At 35.2% G+C, this 19,063-nt stretch carries 16 protein-coding genes; 12 read left to right on the forward strand and 4 right to left on the reverse strand.

Annotated elements, in window-relative coordinates:
• Window positions 1-83 precede the first annotated feature (83 nt).
• The 5 genes from porK to IEW45_RS04555 all read left to right on the forward strand — a co-directional run bounded on the left by porK (window position 84) and on the right by IEW45_RS04555 (window position 5,862).
• A complete protein-coding gene (gene porK, locus IEW45_RS04535; RefSeq protein WP_188620042.1) occupies window positions 84-1,469 on the forward strand; it encodes a T9SS ring complex lipoprotein PorK/GldK in 1,386 nt (461 codons plus the stop codon).
• Between the two features lie 67 nt (window positions 1,470-1,536).
• Entirely contained in the window at window positions 1,537-2,166 is a 630-nt protein-coding gene (gene porL, locus IEW45_RS04540) for a type IX secretion system motor protein PorL/GldL (protein WP_373283161.1), read from the forward strand.
• A 54-nt stretch (window positions 2,167-2,220) separates the two neighbouring features.
• Window positions 2,221-3,780 (forward strand): type IX secretion system motor protein PorM/GldM, encoded by a 1,560-nt coding sequence (gene porM / locus IEW45_RS04545; protein WP_188620043.1) that lies wholly within the window; start codon window positions 2,221-2,223, stop codon window positions 3,778-3,780.
• Between the two features lie 45 nt (window positions 3,781-3,825).
• Window positions 3,826-4,752 (forward strand): type IX secretion system ring subunit PorN/GldN, encoded by a 927-nt coding sequence (gene porN, locus IEW45_RS04550; RefSeq protein WP_188620044.1) that lies wholly within the window; start codon window positions 3,826-3,828, stop codon window positions 4,750-4,752.
• A gap of 69 nt (window positions 4,753-4,821) precedes the next feature.
• Complete coding sequence (locus tag IEW45_RS04555; RefSeq protein WP_188620045.1) at window positions 4,822-5,862, forward strand: NAD(P)/FAD-dependent oxidoreductase; 1,041 nt, start codon at window positions 4,822-4,824, stop codon at window positions 5,860-5,862.
• Here the strand turns inward: IEW45_RS04555 and IEW45_RS04560 are convergent.
• Window positions 5,852-6,241, reverse strand: coding sequence for a DUF983 domain-containing protein (locus IEW45_RS04560; RefSeq protein WP_188620046.1), 390 nt, complete (start codon window positions 6,239-6,241; stop codon window positions 5,852-5,854). The two genes, IEW45_RS04555 and IEW45_RS04560, sit on opposite strands and share 11 nt — an antisense overlap.
• A 54-nt stretch (window positions 6,242-6,295) precedes the next feature.
• On the opposite strand from IEW45_RS04560, the gene IEW45_RS04565 reads away from it, so the two are divergent.
• Entirely contained in the window at window positions 6,296-8,212 is a 1,917-nt protein-coding gene (locus IEW45_RS04565) for an ABC-F family ATP-binding cassette domain-containing protein (RefSeq protein ID WP_188620047.1), read from the forward strand.
• A 33-nt stretch (window positions 8,213-8,245) separates the two neighbouring features.
• Here IEW45_RS04565 and IEW45_RS04570 read toward each other — a convergent pair whose 3' ends face one another.
• A complete protein-coding gene (locus IEW45_RS04570; protein ID WP_188620048.1) occupies window positions 8,246-8,515 on the reverse strand; it encodes a hypothetical protein in 270 nt (89 codons plus the stop codon).
• A 77-nt stretch (window positions 8,516-8,592) separates the two neighbouring features.
• Window positions 8,593-9,561 carry an App1 family protein phosphatidate phosphatase gene (locus IEW45_RS04575; RefSeq protein WP_188620049.1) on the reverse strand — a complete coding sequence of 323 codons (969 nt, stop codon included), beginning with the start codon at window positions 9,559-9,561 and terminating at the stop codon, window positions 8,593-8,595.
• Between the two features lie 66 nt (window positions 9,562-9,627).
• Here IEW45_RS04575 and IEW45_RS04580 point away from each other — a divergent pair, with 66 nt between their 5' ends.
• Window positions 9,628-10,509 carry a diacylglycerol/lipid kinase family protein gene (locus tag IEW45_RS04580; RefSeq protein ID WP_188620050.1) on the forward strand — a complete coding sequence of 294 codons (882 nt, stop codon included), beginning with the start codon at window positions 9,628-9,630 and terminating at the stop codon, window positions 10,507-10,509.
• A 14-nt stretch (window positions 10,510-10,523) separates the two neighbouring features.
• On the opposite strand, the gene IEW45_RS04585 is transcribed toward IEW45_RS04580, so the two are convergent.
• Complete coding sequence (locus IEW45_RS04585; protein WP_229665891.1) at window positions 10,524-11,663, reverse strand: peptidogalycan biosysnthesis protein; 1,140 nt, start codon at window positions 11,661-11,663, stop codon at window positions 10,524-10,526.
• A gap of 117 nt (window positions 11,664-11,780) precedes the next feature.
• Here IEW45_RS04585 and IEW45_RS04590 point away from each other — a divergent pair, with 117 nt between their 5' ends.
• From IEW45_RS04590 to IEW45_RS04610, 5 genes are all read left to right on the forward strand, one after another.
• A complete protein-coding gene (locus IEW45_RS04590; RefSeq protein ID WP_188620051.1) occupies window positions 11,781-11,960 on the forward strand; it encodes a C1orf53 family protein in 180 nt (59 codons plus the stop codon).
• A gap of 33 nt (window positions 11,961-11,993) precedes the next feature.
• On the forward strand, window positions 11,994-13,982 hold the full coding sequence (gene hutU / locus IEW45_RS04595; RefSeq protein ID WP_188620052.1) for a urocanate hydratase: 1,989 nt from the start codon (window positions 11,994-11,996) through the stop codon (window positions 13,980-13,982).
• Between the two features lie 70 nt (window positions 13,983-14,052).
• Entirely contained in the window at window positions 14,053-14,586 is a 534-nt protein-coding gene (locus tag IEW45_RS04600) for a DUF4136 domain-containing protein (RefSeq protein ID WP_188620053.1), read from the forward strand.
• A 147-nt stretch (window positions 14,587-14,733) separates the two neighbouring features.
• Window positions 14,734-17,052: a T9SS type A sorting domain-containing protein gene (locus IEW45_RS04605; protein ID WP_188620054.1), complete on the forward strand. Its 2,319-nt coding sequence runs from the start codon at window positions 14,734-14,736 to the stop codon at window positions 17,050-17,052.
• Between the two features lie 182 nt (window positions 17,053-17,234).
• Window positions 17,235-18,995, forward strand: coding sequence for an aromatic amino acid hydroxylase (locus tag IEW45_RS04610; RefSeq protein WP_188620055.1), 1,761 nt, complete (start codon window positions 17,235-17,237; stop codon window positions 18,993-18,995).
• Window positions 18,996-19,063 lie beyond the last annotated feature (68 nt).

A 19,063-nucleotide genomic window follows, 5' to 3' on the forward strand; every position in this document is an offset into this window, starting at 1 on the left:
TTTTAATAAAAAAATTGTTTTTTTAAAAATAAATAAATAGGTTTACGCCCTTAAAAACAGAATTACATTAATAACCCAAATTTATGAAGAAGTTCATTGCATTAACAGCAACTTTATCATTACTAATCAGCTGTGGTTCCAGCGACCGTGGAGAACTGGTAGGTGTTAGAGGAAAGAAATGGAGGCCTGAAAAACCATACGGTATGACTTTAGTTCCGGGTGGCGCATATATCATGGGTAAATCTGATGACGATTTGGCTAATGTGCAGGATGCTCCTACCAAGACTGTAACCGTACGTTCTTTCTATATGGATGAAACGGAAATTACTAACAGTGAATATCGTCAATTCGTAGAGTGGGTTAAAGATTCCACTATGAGGACCAGATTGGCCATTCTTGCTGATGAAATGGGTATGAAGCCCGGAGGAGATGAAGGTGGTATAGGAGAATATGCTTTCCTTGATCAGGTAGAAGAAGGAGAGGAACAATCTCCATATGACAAGTATATGTATGAAAACTACTATAGTATAGGGGATCCTGATGATCCTTATGTAGGTAGAAAATTAAATCATAAGCCGAAACTTATTGAAGACCCTCAAAAATATCCTGATGAGTATTATGTTGAAGTGATGGATTCAATGTACTTACCGGCTTCAGAGTCATATAATGGATTAAGAACTATGGATGTTTCTAAGCTTAAGTTCAGATATTCGTGGATGGATATTCAGGCTGCTGCTAAAGATAAGTCTAAAAATACAAGAGAAAAAAGAAGTAAATATATGATTCATGAGCAAGTGGAGGTTTATCCTGATACCACTGTATGGATTAAAGACTTTGCTTATTCTTATAATGAACCAATGCATAATGATTATTTTTGGCATGATGCATACGGCGAATATCCTGTAGTGGGTGTTACTTGGGGGCAGGCTAAAGCTTTTTGTGCTTGGAGAACATTATACAAAAATGCTTACCAAAAAGAGAAGGGTAGACAGTATGTAAACTCTTTCCGTTTGCCTACAGAAGCTGAGTGGGAATACGCTGCAAGAGGAGGTCTGCAATCTGCAACTTATCCTTGGGGTGGTCCTTATGCTAAAAACGACAGAGGTTGTTTCTTAGCGAACTTTAAGCCTAACAGAGGAGATTATGCTGCAGATGGAGCTTTATATACAGTAGAAGCTAACTCTTTCGACCCTAATGAGTATAATCTTTATAATATGTCAGGTAACGTAGCAGAGTGGACAGATTCTTCATACGACGCTGCATCTTACGAATATGTTTCTACAATGAACCCGAATGCTCCGGACCCTTCTAACAGAAGAAAAGTAACCAGAGGTGGTTCTTGGAAAGATGTTGCTTACTTCCTTCAGGTAAGTACAAGAGACTGGGAGTACGCTGATTCTGCAAGAAGCTATATAGGTTTCAGAACAGTTCAGGATTACATGGGTACTCAAAACACAGCTAATCAATAGTATTGCACCAATTCAAATTTTAAACATAAATTTATTTAACTTAACTAAAAACTTAAATTATTTTATTATGGCACTACCACAAAGAGTTATGAACATGGCATATGGCCTTGGAGCGGCGGTTGTAATTATCGGAGCACTATTTAAATTGATGCACTGGCCTGGAGCAAGTGCGATGCTTATTGCTGGTCTGGGAACTGAGGCGTTCATATTTTTCCTTTCTGCCTTCGAACCTGTTCATAAAGAACTAGACTGGTCTTTAGTATATCCTGAATTAGCGGGTGGTGATCCGAAGAAAAAGGAAGCTAAAAAAGAAAGTTCTGACGCACAAGGAATGCTTTCTCAAAAACTTGATAACTTATTAAAAGAAGCTAAAATAGATGGAGAGTTAATGGCTAGTTTAGGAAACAGCATTAAAAACTTCGAATCTGCAGCTAAAGGGATTTCTCCAACAGTAGATTCTATCGCTTCTCAGAAAAAGTATAGTGAAGAAATGTCTTCAGCAGCAGCTCAAATGGAGTCATTAAACAGTCTTTATAAAGTACAGTTAGAGAGCGCATCTCGTAACGCTGAGGCTAATAAAGAAATAGCTGAAAATGCAGCTAAATTACAGCAGGAAATGGCTAATATGACTAAGAATATCGCTTCACTTAATAATGTATATGGCGGTATGCTTTCAGCAATGGGTAACAGAGCCTAATTAGTAGGTTTATTGTAATTTAAACTAACAAAAAACTTAAAGAAGACTAATTAAATGGCAGGAGGAAAACAAACCCCAAGGCAAAAGATGATTAACCTGATGTATCTGGTTTTCATCGCGATGTTAGCATTGAACATGTCAAAAGAGGTACTATCCGCTTTTGGACTGATGAATGAACAGTTTGAGGAAGCAAATGCTCAAGCTATTAGAAGTAATGAAGCTTTATATGAAGCTCTTAAAGCAAAAGCAAACGAAAATTCATCTTTTGAAGCTGCACAACAACTATCTCAAAAGGTAAAGGGAATTTCGAATCAATTTTATGCTTACCTTGAAAAAATTAAAGGAGACATTACCAGTGAATTTGAAAGGGAAGAAGTGAATGGAGAAATGAAACTCCCTTACGAAGCGATGGATAAAGGTGATATGATTGACGAAAAATGGTTTCAAGGTGATGGTTTATCTCCAAAAGGGAAAGAAATTATCGCTACTATCGAGAAATATAAAAATGACATGATAGCCGCTATTGGTAATGATGTAAAATATGTTCCGATTGCAAAAGAGATTAAAAGTAAATTTGATCTTTCTGATGTTGTAGATGGTGATAATGTAAAGAAAAACTATCTTGACTACCATTTTAAAGGCTTCCCGGCAATAGCTTCTTTAACAAAGCTTACTGCTATGCAAAATAACGTAGAAGTTATTGAAGCTAATGTTTATAATATTGCTCTAGGTAAAGCAGCTTTAGAAGCCACTTCACTAAATAAGTATCAGGCTATTGTTGTTCTTGACAAGAATGCTTATTTTCAAGGTGAAAAAGTAACTGGTAAAGTAGTACTTGGGCGATATGATGAAAACACAAAACCTGTGTCTTTTGAAGGTCCTGGTAAAATAGACCCTGCTACAGGTCAGGCAATGATTGAGTTAAATGCTGGCGCTATAGGAGAACAAACTATTGAAGGTAAATTTAACTTTATTGAGGACGGTAAGCAGGTTCCACTTGCTTTTGAGGGTACATATGTTGTAGTTCCTCGTCCTAATGAGGCAACAATATCTGCTGATAAAATGAATTCTGTATATAGAGGTGTTGAAAACCCAATGACAATTTCATTTGCAGGTATCCCTGATAGTGATGTTTCCGCGAGTGCTCAAGGACTTAGGAAAGCAAGTGGACAAGGTAAATACAATTGGGATGTTACAGGTGTTTCAGGTACTGAAGCTACTGTTACGGTAACCGGTAAATTACCTGATGGGAAAGCGGTAACCTCTAAAAAAGTTTTCAAAGTAAGAGATATTCCTGCACCGGCAGCTTCACTTAGAGGTAAAACAAACTCAGCTAAAGGACGTGCTCAAGATTTAGCAGTGTCTACTGTAAATGTTTCTTTTGAAGATTTTGTTTATAATCTAGAAGTTGACGTTGTGTCATTTGAACTTTATGTTCCTGGTCAGCCTGGTATGATTATACAAGGAAACAGATTTGATGCTAGAGCCCAATCAGCTATTAACAGAGCTAAAAGAGGAGATCAGATAACTATTACAGGTATAAAAACTAAATTAAAAGGTAATAGTAAATACATAATTAAGCCTTCTACACCATTTATTTGGGAAGTACAATAATATAATTAAAAGAACGTTTTTTCTTTTACAGAATAAATTAAGTATATGAAAAGCAGAAATTTTTTATTAGCAACTTTATTTTTTGCAGGTATTGGAACATCAATGGCTCAATCGAACTTATTGAATGCCAAGACACCTGATGAAATAGGACAGAAAACTGCTGAACAGGAATTGTTAGATAATGATAATCCATTACCTTACGGCTATGTAGGTGACAGAGATATATTATTTGCAAGAAAGATATGGGAAACTATTGATTTAAATCAAAGAGTTAACTTCCCAATGCTTTTTCCTGTTGAGGAAAATATAGGTGATGATAGAAGGTCGCTTTTCAGAGTTCTTATTACAGCAATTGAAGACGGAAGTCTTACTGAAGTATATGGAGATTCATACTTTACTGAAAAGAAAAGTTTAGAAGAAATTAAAACTAACTTTTATGTAAGTATGCTTAATAACTATGGTATTGATACTATGAACCAATATCCCGGTGAAACAGAAGAGGATCTTAAAGCGAAAGGTATTCTTACTGCTGAACATTATGATACTCAGGAGGTAACCGCTAATGATGTTGCTGCATATAGAATAGTAGGGACTTGGTATTTTGATAAAAGACAAGGCGAATTAAAATACAGAATATTAGGTATTTGCCCTATGGCTGTAGATGCTCTTAGTAAAATGAGAATGGGAGATGCTGCTGAGCCTATCGAATTGTTCTGGGTATTTTATCCGGGAGCAAGAGATGTGCTTCATCAAGCAAAAGCATTTAATGAGAAAAACTCAGCTATGCCAATTACATTTGACCACTTATTAAATTCACGTCGTTTTAGTGCTGTAATTTATAAAGAAGAGAATGTATACGGAGATAGATTAATCAAAGACTATCTTCAGGAGAATGCGCAAATGCAGCTTCTTGAATCAGAGCGTATCAAAAACAAGATACGTAACTTTGAGCAAGATATGTGGAACTATTAAGATAGAACATATTTTATATACACTAAAAAACTCTTACCCTTGTGGTAAGAGTTTTTTATTTTTGTACCCATGAAAGACTTTATTATTGTTGGTGCAGGTATAGCAGGGGTAAGCTTTGCTGAAACCTGTCTTTTAAACGGTAAAACATTTACCGTTATAGCGGATAATTCTCAAAATTCTTCAAGGGTTGCGGCTGGAGTGTACAACCCTGTAATCCTTAAAAGGTTCAGACCGCCTGCTGATGCTGAAAAACACCTTAATTATATAAAGCCTTTTTATAAAACTATGGAGGAACGTTTAAATGTTCAGTTTATGCATGAAGTTCCTGTGTATCGAAAATTTGCTTCTGTGGAAGAGCAAAACATGTGGTTTGAAGCTGCAGATAAACCTCTTTTAGAGCCATTTTTAAATACCACAATACAACATAAAAAATACAATGGAGTATCATCGCCTTTTGGTTTTGGGAAAGTAAACCATACAGGTTATATGGATACTAATCATTTTTTGGACTCATATCGTGACTTCTTGAAGAGTGAAAATTTATTTTTGGAGGAGTCTTTTGACTATGATGCTTTAAAGGTAGAAGATGATAGGGTAACATATAAAGACATTACAGCAAAACATATAGTATTTGCAGAAGGTTATGGTATAAAGTCAAATCCGTTTTTTAAAGACTTACCGCTTAACGGTACTAAAGGCGAAGTGCTTGTTATAAAAGCTTCTGAACTGGATATAGATGTGATAATTAAATCTGGGGTATTTGTATTACCTATAGGGGATAACATATATAAAATAGGTGCAACTTATGAGTGGGAAGATAAAACAACTATCCCTACACAAAAAGGGCGTGAAGAACTGGAACAAAAACTACAGGAAATTATAACTTGTGACTACGAAGTTATAGATCAGTTAGCAGGTATTCGTCCAACAGTAAAAGACAGAAAATCATTAGTAGGTACTCATGCAGCGTATACAAATGTTCACTTGCTTAATGGGTTAGGTACAAGAGGTGTTTTATTAGGTCCTCCTATGGCTGCGTTATTGTATGATGCGGTAATTAACGGAAATGAAGTTCCTAAGGAAGTAAACTTAAACAGGTTTACTTCTTAAATTCTTTCCAGTTTTCGCGGTACTTAATAAAAAAGTTAATCCATATATTACGGCTCAGTCGCATAATAATAGGCATGAAAACAATAAGTGTTCCTATAATAGCATAGAAGGAAACCTCTAAAGATGTTTCTAAAAAAACTTTAGCAATAATAAATGCCGCAACACTAAAAGCTACACCAAGACCGTAGCTTACATACATAGCTCCGTAAAAGAAAGAAGGCTCTATTTTATAATGTAATCCGCAATGGCTGCATTCTTCGTGCATTTTGTATACCTTGCTCAGCTTATACGGGTTTTTGTCTAAATACATGCTTTCCTGATGACAACGCGGACAGGTTCCTGTTAAAATACTATATAATTTGGATCCTTTTTTTAACATTTGCAAAATGAATTTGAAGTACTCAAATTTACAACTTAAATAAGATATATTATAATGCTTAACATACATAATTTGTCGGTTTCCTTTGGCGGAACATATCTTTTTGAAGAGGTTACTTTTAGAATGGGTGCCGGTGACAGAGTAGGGCTTGTAGGGAAGAACGGAGCGGGAAAATCGACAATGCTTAAAATATTATCGGGAGACATACCACCTGATTCGGGTGTAATAGCTACCGAAAAAGAAGTGAAAATAGGTTTCTTAAGGCAGGATATTGATTTTGAAAAAGGTCGTACTGTTTTAGAAGAAGCGTATCAGGCTTTTACAGAAATTAAAGAGGCAGAAGCGAAGATAGATGAAATAAACGAACAGCTTGCTACCCGTACTGATTACGAAAGTGAATCATATTCTAAACTTATAGAAGACTTATCGGACTATACACATCATTATGAAGTTATAGGTGGATATAATTATGTAGGTGATACAGAGAAGATTCTTTTAGGGCTTGGTTTTAAGCGTGAAGATTTTGATAAGGCTACCGATACCTTTTCAGGAGGGTGGCGTATGCGTATAGAGCTGGCAAAGCTTTTATTACAGTATAATGATGTGTTGCTACTGGATGAGCCTACTAACCACTTGGATATAGAAAGTATTATTTGGTTAGAGCAGTTTTTAAAATCCTATCCCGGAGTTGTAGTTATAGTATCTCACGATAAAATGTTCTTGGATAATGTAACGAACCGTACTATAGAAATTTCACTTGGTAAAATTTACGACTTTAATAAACCGTACTCTCAATATTTAGAACTTAGAGGTGAAATACGAGAGAAACAACTTGCTACACAGAAAAACCAAGAGAAGAAAATAGAACAGACTGAAAAGCTGATTGAAAAGTTCAGAGCGAAGGCATCTAAGGCTTCAATGGCGCAGTCATTAATGAAAAAACTGGATAAAATAGACAGAATAGAAGTTGATGAAGATGATAACTCAGTAATGTCAATATCATTTCCTGTTTCCATCACTCCCGGTAAAGTTGTGGTAGAAGCTGAAAATGTTACTAAAAAATATGGCGACAGAACGATATTAAAAGACATAGATTTACTTGTAGAACGTGGTAGTAAAATTGCTTTTGTGGGGCAAAACGGTCAGGGTAAATCTACACTTATAAAAGCAATAACAAAAGATATTGATTACGACGGTAACATTAAGCTGGGACACAATGTTCAGTTAGGGTATTTTGCACAGAACCAGGCAGAATATTTAGATGGTGAAATAACACTGCTGGAAACTATGGAAAATGCTGCGAACGATACTAACCGTAGCAGAGTTCGAGATATGCTTGGAGCTTTCCTTTTCAGGGGAGATGATGTAGACAAGAAGGTAAAAGTGCTTTCAGGTGGAGAGAGAAACAGACTTGCGCTATGTAAATTGCTTTTACAGCCTATTAACGTGCTTGTAATGGATGAACCTACAAACCACTTAGATATTAAGTCTAAAAACGTTTTAAAGGCTGCATTACAAAAATTTGAGGGTACTTTATTGCTTGTATCGCACGACAGGGATTTCCTTCAGGGTATGGCTAATACCGTATATGAGTTTAAAGACCAGAAAATAAAAGAGTATTTAGGAGATATTAACTTCTATCTTGAACAACGAAACATGCAGAATATGCGTGAGGTTGAAAAAGGTAAAGAGGAAAAGAAACAAGAACCTAAAAAGGACAAGAAGCAAACACAGGTTTCCTACGAAGACCAAAAGAAAAATAAAGCACTTAAAAATAAACTCTCTAAAATAGAAAACCAAATACAGGATTTAGAGAAGGCTATTAAAAAAGATGATGCTAAATTGGCAGCATATCATGAAAAACTGATGCAGGATAGTGCCTTTTTTGCAGCTTATGAGAAAAAGAAAGAAGATTTGGAAGCTTTAATGGAAGAGTGGGAAGAAGTACATGAAGCGCTTGAAAACGCATAATAAAAAAGGGAGCTTAACAGCTCCCTTTTTTATTTAGTCAGTATTTATTTCAAGTTCTTTCTTGTCATCAGTAACTGTTACATTACTTTCGTTTTCTCCGTCTTTGTTTTTAACACTAACACCATCTTCATTAAGTTTTATAGATGTTCCATCCTCATCCTCTACCTGTGGTTCAGGTGCGGGTGGTGGGGCAGGGCTTTCTGCCGGTGGTGGTGTAGCTGGTGGAGTATCTTGTTTTTTATCCTTACATGAAGCAAAAAGCATCATTGCTAATACTCCTGTAAGCGCAACTATTTTCTTCATAATTTCAGTCTTTTAAAGTTTAATTATTTATAAAAGTAGTTTTTTAAATATTAAAATGTAAGAATTATAACCTTATTTTAAGAAATGATACCTATTTTTTTAGAGTGAGTAATTGCTTCATTACTGTCTTTAAAATAGCATGTCGCCACTCCTAAGTCTGCTATGTTTTGTAATGCGGTTACGGTTTTTCTTTTTTTGTTTCTGCCTGTTTGCCTTATGTAAACAGCTTTTACCGTACAGGGAAAAATTTTACAAATGTTTTCATACAAGTGCGGATCCTGCTGAGAATCGTCGCCTAAAAGTGTATATTGTAAGTGCGGGTAAAACTCAAGTATATGTTTTATTTTCTCAAACTTATGATTGTGACTACCCCTGCCCGTTACTAAAAAATCCAGTAAACTGGTTTTAATATCTTTCAGTAACATAACAGCCCTTGGCATTTTATGTATTTTGGTAAATTTTACAATAAACGTATATAAATTCCACTCACTGCTTGATACATAAAAGAAAGCATTCCGCTCATCTTTATTATCTCTGCCTGCTGTACTTAATGCCTGATAGTGGGGTACTACACCTTCAAAAATATGACGGTCGTTTATATTTTTCCAAAGTAATATGTACAATTTTTTAAAGAAACTCTTAGTATGCGATACTAAGAAAGTATCATCAATATCCGATATAAAAGCTAAGTTACCTTCATAAGGGCGTATATAAGTTCCTTTCTCGGTTACTTCTTCTCCTTTATGGCTTACAGTCACAGAATAATCAGTCCAGCCACGTTCGAGCTCATCTTTTATTGGAATACAAAATTTAAAGTAGCCGTCGTTAAGTGATTTGGTATGTATTTTTTCTCCTTTATAATCCAAATAAACATCTGCATTAGCAATAGTACTAACCATAAACATTTTTATTATGGAACGTGCATTTTTAAATCTCTTTTTTTCAAATTCATAACTATTGGCAATATTAGGTTTAAAAATATGCCCAAAAACAATAAGCTCCTCTCTGTTGGCATAGCCCCTGTAGAGCTTTATAACTGGCTTCATTAAAATTTATATATTTAGTAAGATTATTGATACTACAATTTAATTAAATTTATTCAAAAAAAGTAAATGAGTAATCAAGATGTTTTTTTATTAGTTGTTAACCCTATAGCAGGAGGTAACGATAAAGCAGAATTAATAAATACGGTGCAGGAGTTTGCAGATACTCATAATATATCACTAAAACAATATAAAACTACTGGGGAAAATGATGACAAGGCTATTTTTAAGCTTTGTAAAGAGCATAGACCTGAGCGAATATTGGTAGCAGGAGGAGATGGTACCATAAAAATGGTAGCAGAAGCAGTACAGGATTATGATGTGGTTATAGGAATACTCCCTGTAGGTTCTGCCAATGGACTTTCGGTAGATTTAAATTTACCTGATGCTATTGAAGAAAATTTAGAAATAGCGTGTTCAGGTGATTTTGCTGAAATAGACATGGTAGATATTAACGGTAAGAAAAGCCTTCACCTTAGTGATATAGGGGTAAATGCAGAATTAATTAAAAATTATGAATGCGGAAGCATAAGAGGGAAACTGGGATATGCATTGCAGGTAATAAACACCCTTAAAGAACTTGAGGACCCTTTTGAAGTTACTATAGAGGCTAATAATAAGATTTTAAATAGCCCGGCACGTATGGTTGTGATAGCAAACAGTAACCGTTATGGCACAGGGGTAACTATTAACCCTATAGGTAAAATGAATGACGGTAAGTTTGAAATAATAGTACTTAAAAACCTTGATGTATTGGTTGTAGGTAAAATAATGGCAGGTAAAATACCTGTTGAAAGTAATGAAGATGTAGAGATTATATCCGCTGAGAAAGCAGTTTTAAAAACAAATAATCCTGTAAGCTTCCAGATAGATGGTGAGTATTGCGGTGAGCTGGACAGGCTTGATATAAAAATAGTACACAAAAAGATGAAGATAGCTGTACCGAAATAAACTGATTAAATAGATTATTTAAAAGGAGAGCGTTTTTTCCATGCTATTTCCGGTTCAAAATATTTAAATAGTTTTCCTGTAAAAATGTTTATTAAAGGATTGGTGTGCTTAATTATGCCAAAAGTTTCTATAGCCTCAGCACCAACTGAGCTTTTTATTTCCATTGCAGAACGGGCAAAAACAACCTGTTTAAAATTGTATTTTATGCCGTAGTCAACCATATCATAAAGCATATTAAGGTAAAGCATTTTGTCCTTCTGTATAGTATCATTATATCCTAAAAAATAACTGGCTATTTCACTATCGTTTCTTATCAAAGTACTAAAACCAATCATTTTGTTATCTAAATAATAACCATAAAAATGAAAATGATCATTAAGTTCATTTTTTAAAACTTCAAAATGATTCTCAGGTAGGTAAAAAGTATTGAAAGAGGCTTTGTTAGCAACAGTCATATACAGATTATGAATTTCTTTTTCATGTATCTTTATAGCTGTAGCATTCAGTTCTTTTTTTATTAAACCCGAGCCTTTTTTTCTGGCTCTGTTGTATTGTTTGCGGTATTTAGGGTTTAAATCAGTAATATAATCTTCAATACACTGCCAATTATTCCTAACATAGAAAATCATGTTAGGCTGTGTGCAAAATTGATAATAGTTTTTATATCCCGCAGTTTTAAAATCAGGTAATTCGGGAGCAGTAAAATCTTTAACCGAAATTAAGTTTATTTTTTCTCCCTTTTTATCATATCGTTTTTTTAAGGCAACAAGCGCTTGTTGCAATAAGTGTAAACCATCTGTTTCAGCTATTTTATCAGTAAATATATAAGCGTTTTGCCCTGTAATAGTATTATTACCTGCTATTACAACCTTTGAAGTAAATGTTTTAAATAAGTAATCTTTAAGGCAAAATGTAGCTTTTTCCTCTTTAAAAGTCTTTACATTATTTAAATCGATGTATTGTAGTAAAGCTATTCCTGAAAGCTCTTGATTTTTAAATAGTCCAATGGGGTAACACTCCATTTTTTCGGGAGGAGCTTTTCGCAGAACAGCAAGCATACTTCTGGACAGAAAAATATTGCTGCTCGCTATACTATCCCATTCAGCAGGAAGCTCTTTATATGAATTAAAAATTGTAAAGGAAAGTTTAGTCAAATTTCAGGAGGTTAAAAAATTATCAATACTCTTGTGTATTACATCCGTTTCACTGCTAATATTAAATATTTATTTGTAATAACAAACATTAAATGTAAAGTTTATAAATTTGTTACCATGTACGATTTAGACCCTAATAATTTAGTGGAAGGAGAAGATTACTATCTTACTCCCGAAGGCTATAAAGTTTTTACAGAGAAATATCACCTAAAACGCGGATATTGCTGTAAAAGCGGTTGCAGGCATTGCGCTTATGGCTACGATAAAAAAACAGATAGTTTTAAAGATAAAAAATAGAAAAAGAAATAAACGAACAAACAACAACTATATATGACTTTTAAGGAACAGATACAGGAAGGTATACCGTCGGTTTTACCCGAAGCTAAACAGTATGATCCTACTATAAATCACGCACCAAAGCGAAAAGAAATACTATCAGCAGAAGAAAAGAAACTTGCTTTACGCAACGCGTTGCGTTACTTCGAGCCTAAACACCACGAAGTGTTAATAAAAGAATTTTCTGACGAATTAGAAAAGTACGGGCGAATTTATATGTATCGTTTACGCCCTGATTACGAAATGTATGCAAGACCAATTTCAGAATATCCTGGAAAATCAGAGCAGGCAAAAGCCATAATGCTGATGATACAAAATAATCTGGATTATGCTGTAGCACAACACCCGCATGAGTTAATTACGTATGGTGGTAACGGTGCAGTGTTCCAAAACTGGGCGCAGTACAGGCTTACTATGAAATACCTTAGCGAAATGACCGATGAGCAAACATTGGTTATGTACTCAGGTCACCCAATGGGGTTATTTCCATCACATAAAGATGCACCAAGAGTTGTTGTAACCAATGGTATGATGATACCTAACTACTCAAAACCGGATGATTGGGAAAAGTTCAATGCACTTGGTGTTACCCAATACGGGCAGATGACAGCAGGTAGCTACATGTACATAGGACCTCAGGGAATCGTACATGGCACAACCATTACCGTGCTTAACGGAGGCAGGAAAATTTCTAAAAACGGAGAAGGACTGGAAGGTAAACTGTTTGTAACTTCAGGTCTTGGTGGTATGAGCGGGGCACAGCCAAAAGCAGGTAATATAGCAGGCTGTATTACAGTTTGTGCAGAAGTAAACCCTAAAGCTGTACATACACGTCATTCGCAAGGCTGGGTAGATGAAGTTATTACTGATACAGATGAGCTTGTACAAAGAGTAAAGAAAGCAAAAGAAGATAAAGAAGTAGTATCTATAGCGTACCAAGGTAATATTGTAGATGTTTGGGAAAGATTTGACACAGAAGATATTTATATTGATTTAGGTAGTGACCAGTCTTCATTACACAACCCGTGGGCAGGAGGATATTATCCTGTAGGAATGTCATTTGAAGAAGCAAATGACATGATGGCAAATGATCCTGCGACATTTAAAGAAAAAGTGCAAGAAACTTTACGCAGGCATGCTGCTGCTATTAACAACCATACTGCAAAAGGAACGTATTTCTTTGATTATGGTAATGCTTTCCTTTTAGAAGCCTCGCGTGCAGGAGCTGATATTATGGCTGAAAACGGTATTGATTTTAAATACCCGAGCTACGTACAGGATATAATGGGACCAATGTGTTTTGATTACGGTTTTGGTCCGTTCCGTTGGGTATGTGCATCAGGTAAGCCGGAAGATTTAGCTAAAACAGATGAAATTGCAGCTAATGTATTAAGCGAAATGGCTAAAACAGCTCCAGACGAAATAAAGCAACAAATGCAGGATAACATCCGTTGGATAAAAGGAGCACAGGAAAATAAACTGGTAGTAGGCTCGCAGGCACGTATTTTATATGCAGATGCCGAAGGGCGTATTAATATAGCTAAAGCTTTTAACGAAGCTATTGCAAAAGGCGAGATAGGTTATGTAATATTAGGTCGTGACCACCATGACGTGAGCGGTACAGACTCTCCGTACAGAGAAACATCAAATATATATGACGGTTCCCGTTTTACAGCCGATATGGCGATACACAATGTTATTGGCGACAGCTTCCGTGGTGCTACATGGGTAAGTATCCATAATGGTGGAGGCGTAGGCTGGGGAGAAGTTATTAACGGAGGCTTTGGTATGGTTCTTGATGGTTCTGAAGATGCTGCAAGGCGTTTAGAATCAATGCTTTTCTGGGATGTGAATAACGGAATTTCACGCCGTAGCTGGGCACGAAATGAAGAGGCTGTTTTTGCAATAAAAAGAGCTATGGAAAGCCAACCTTTATTAAAAGTTACACTCCCGAATAACGTTGATGACGCTTTATTGAATTAGTAGGCTAACGGTTAGCAAATAGGTAATTGTTAGCAGTAAAATGAAAAAGAAACAATTAACTCACGGAATTATGAAAAAAATAAAATTGCTATCGTTATTATTTATTACTGCTTTCATAGCTTCCTGTACTTCTATTCGGGTTGCTTCAGACTATGATGATGCTATAGATTTTAGTAACTACAAAACTTATGCTTTTTTTAAAGAAGGTATAGACAAGGCTGAAATATCTGATTTGGACAAGAAGCGAATATTACGTGCCGTAGATGCTGAGATGCAGAAAAAAGGCTTTACAAAAAGTGAAAACCCTGATATGTTGGTTAATATATTTACACGCTCTACCGAGCAGGTAAATGTAAACAACTGGGGCTACAACTACGGTTGGGGCTGGGGTTATACTCCTTGGATGTGGGGTGGCGGTTACAGTACCGTAAATTCATCTACTGAAGGAACACTTTACATTGACCTTATTGATGCACAAAAGAAAGATTTAATATGGCAAGGTGTAGGTACAGGAGTACTTACTTTTGAGCGCGATAAAAAGCAGGAGCGCATTAATGAATTTGTACAAAAAATTATTGCCGAATTCCCACCGCAAAAGAAATAATAGTCTTTATTAGAATGTAAATATTTAAGCCCTTACAACTTGTAAGGGCTTTTTTAATTTACTGAAAATTAAACAACAGTAAATACAGTATCAGAAAAATAGTATTATTTTAGCTGAAAATCTAAAACTTACCAAAAACAAAATGTTATGAAAAAACAATTACTATTCTTTTTATTATTAATTGCAGGCATAGGTAATGCACAGATTGTAGATATTCCTGATGCTGCCTTTAAGAATCTTTTGATACCAATACCCCCTGATGGGCTGGGGTATTATCCAGCAAAAGACGAGGAGGGAAATGCTATGGTTATTGATAGTAATGGCGATGGGGAAATACAAGTAAGCGAAGCAGAAGCTGTATGGGAGTTGAAAATACAGAATGATTATGATATTATTTCTACTGCTGGGATAGAAGCATTTGTTAATCTTCGTAGTCTTACATTTATAGAATGCCAATATTTAAGTGATGTTGATTTAACAGCATTAACAAACTTAGAATATTTAAAATTTGAGGCTACTAGTAGCTATGCTGATCCATATAATATTAATATAGAGGGGTTAATTAATTTAAAAGAATTATATGTACGTTCCGCTTTATATGATACATTTAATACAGGAACATTTAATGCAAATGGTGTAACAGGATTAGAAAAACTTATTTTAGACTCTACTGAAGTTTTCTTCGATGTTACACAACTTACTTCATTAAAATATTTGATAATATCAGATAATTTTAATGCTCCTCCCGAAGTGATAGATTTAACTAATCTTTCTAATCTTGAAACGTGTGCTATTATGAATATTTCTTCAGAGGTAGTATTTGGGGAAAAGCCTAATTTAACTTATTTAAACATTAATGATAATAATTATTCAGCTATAGATCTAAGCGGATGTACAGCACTTACTACTTTAACAGTATACTATCATCCCTCTGATACTCCAAGATTCCTTAATTTGAAAAATGGGATCAGTAGTTACGAAACATTATTTTTAAATTTCTATTCAAACACAGATTCTCCCTTATATATATGTATTGACGAGGGTAACGAGAACCTGTTACCTGAACCAAATGCTAACAATACCCAAATGTTTGTAAGTACTTACTGCGATTTTATCCCGGGAGGTAACTATAATACTATAACCGGTAATTTTACTTTTGATGCTGATAATAACGGGTGTGATGAGAGCGATTTCCTAACTAAAAATTTCCGTGTTGATATAGCTACAGAAAGCGAAGAAGAATTTGCAGTATTCAGTAACAATTTAGGTGAATATAATTTTTATTGGAGCGAAGGTACATTTACATTAGCCCCCAGTATAGAAAATAGCGATTGGTTTACCATAACCCCCTCTACTGCTACAGTAACTTTTGAAGATGATAATAATAACATTGAATCACAAAATTTTTGTGTAACTGCTAATGGAGAGCATCCTGATGTAGAAGTTGTAATTGCTCCTATTGTTCCTGCTCAGCCGGGATTTGATGCGGTATATAAAATAACGTATAGAAATAAAGGAAATCAAACTCTTTCAGGGAGTGTATCAATGACTTATGATAATACTATATTAGACTATGTATCTTCTACATCGGGAGTAGCGGATACAGGAGATGCTTTTATATGGAATTATAGCGACCTGCAGCCTTTTGAAACCAGAATTGTAAACCTTACGCTAAATGTAAATAGCCCTGCTGAGAATCCTGCTGTAAATATAGATGATATATTAAATTTTACAGCAACGGTAACACCAATTACAGGTGATGAAAATGAAGGAGATAATACCTTTACATTAAACCAAACAGTAATAGGTTCTTATGATCCTAACGATATAACCTGTCTGGAGGGTGAAACAGTACACATGAGTAGAATAGGGGAATACCTGCATTACAACGTGAATTTTGAAAATACAGGAACAGCACCTGCTACTTTTGTAGTAGTAAAAGATGCAATTAACGAAGAGCAGTTTGATGTAAGTACATTACAGTTAATGTACGCCTCTCACAATGTGCAAACCAAAATAGAAGGTAATCAAGTGGAGTTTTACTTTGGCGACATAAACCTTGCTGCAGATGGCGGAAAAGGAAATGTAGTATTCAAAATAAAAACACTGGAGACATTAGAAGCGGAAGATGTAGTTACACAACAAGCTAATATTTTCTTTGACTATAACCTGCCAATTGTAACCAACGAAGCCAATACTATATTTGCTACCCTAAACAACACTGTTTTTGCTAAAGACAGCACTGTAAAACTATACCCTAACCCAACAGCAGATAATGTAACTATATCAGCAAAAGGAATGGTAAAGTCAGTAGAGTTATACGATGTTCAGGGAAGACTGTTACAAGTAAATGCAATAAACGATACGCAAGCTATTATTAACCTATCATCGCAACCATCAGGTTTATACTTTGTAAAAGTAATTACAGAAGAAGGTTCTGTAGTTGAAAAACTGATTAAGCAATAAGAAATGTAAACTTATATATAATGAAAGCCGTAGCCTTGTGTTACGGCTTTTTACTTTAAAGTATTTTGTTTATTTTTTAATATACAGTTTTTATACCCTGGAATAAAGATATAATTTTTATCATTTGCTTTATATTGATGATAAATTCGTAATTTTACGCTATAATTTCAATCGTCAGGAATATGAATACGTCAATAGAGACAAATCCATTAATAGACAAGCTGCCAAAACATTTAAAACAGTTTATAAAGCCACAGGATTATGAGGATTACACACCCATAAACCAAGCGGTTTGGCGTTATGTTATGCGTAAAAATGTAGACTATTTGAGTAAAGTAGCACATAGCTCATATCTTGAAGGACTGAAAAAAACAGGAATAGAAATAGACAGCATACCAAGTATGTACGGTATGAACCGTATACTTAAAGAAATAGGCTGGGCTGCCGTAGCAGTAGATGGCTTTATTCCGCCGAATGCCTTTATGGAATTCCAAGCATATAATGTACTGGTAATAGCATCAGATATTCGTCAGTTAGAACATATTGAATATACACCGGCACCGGATATTATACATGAAGGAGCAGGCCATGCACCTATTATTGCCAACCCTGAATATGCCGAGTATTTACGTCGTTTTGGCGAGATAGGCTGTAAAGCGATATCCTCAGCAAGAGATTATGAGATATATGAAGCAATACGCTTACTATCTATATTAAAAGAAGCAGAGGGTACACCGGAAGAAGAAATTGAAGCTGCTGAAAAGCGTGTTGATGAATTACAAAAAGATTCTGGCGAACTTTCAGAAATGGCGCTTATTCGTAACCTGCATTGGTGGACAGTAGAGTACGGTTTAATAGGTACTGTAGAAAATCCTAAAATATACGGAGCAGGATTACTTTCATCAATAGGAGAAAGTACCTGGTGTATGACGGATAATGTAAAAAAACTGCCTTATACTATAGATGCTGCTTATCAAAGTTTTGATATTACTAAACCGCAACCGCAACTTTTTGTAACACCTGATTTTGCACACCTTAGTTTAGTGCTGGAAGAATTTGCTAATAAAATGGCTATACGAAAAGGAGGGCTAAGTGGTATACAAAAATTAATAGAATCGAATGCTTTAGGCACTATAGAACTTAGTACCGGCTTACAGGTTTCAGGAACATTTACTAATGTTATAGAGGAAGATGGAAAACCTGTATATATGCAGGCTACGGGACCAACAGCATTATCATACAGAGAGAAAGAACTGGTAGGGCATGGTACAGAATACCATGCAGAAGGTTTTGGTAGCCCTGTAGGTAAGCTAAAAGGTATTAACCTTGCCATAGAGGACATGAGCCCGAGAGATTTAAAAGCTTATGATATTTATGAAGGACAGCGTGTAACACTTGAATTTGAAGGTGATATTACCGTTTCCGGAGAAATAATTACAGGTACACGAAACCTACAAGGTAAGATTATACTAATCAGCTTTAAAGATTGTACCGTTACGCATAATGACACAGTGCTGTTCCAACCGGAATGGGGTATTTATGATATGGCAGTAGGAAAGAAAATAGTTTCGGCATTTTCCGGTCCTGCTGATGTAAATAGTTTTGATTTGATAACACACGTTCCGTCAAGCCAGACTATTAAAGCTAAAAAATCTCCTGAGAGGCAAGAACTGGAAGGTTTATATCAAAACGTTAGAAACATAAGAGAAGGTAAAGATGCTTCACTTTCTTTGAAAGAAACGTTTGAGAAAGTAAAACAAAATCATAGTAATGACTGGTTGCTTTCAGTAGAAATAGCTGAGTTATTACATAAAGATAATAACAGCGAACTACTAAATGAAGTGTTACTACATTTAGATGATGTTAAAAATAGACGCCCTGCAATAAAACATCTTGTTGAAGGCGGATTGGAATTAATACTTGAAAAAGAGAAATCAATTTAATAATTACAGCTATTTGGTTTAATCAAAAAAGGGAGCTTTTATAGCTCCCTTTTTCTTTATAATAGTGT

This window comes from Flavobacterium suaedae (assembly GCF_014642915.1).
Classification (GTDB): Bacteria; Bacteroidota; Bacteroidia; order Flavobacteriales; family Flavobacteriaceae; genus Flavobacterium; species Flavobacterium suaedae.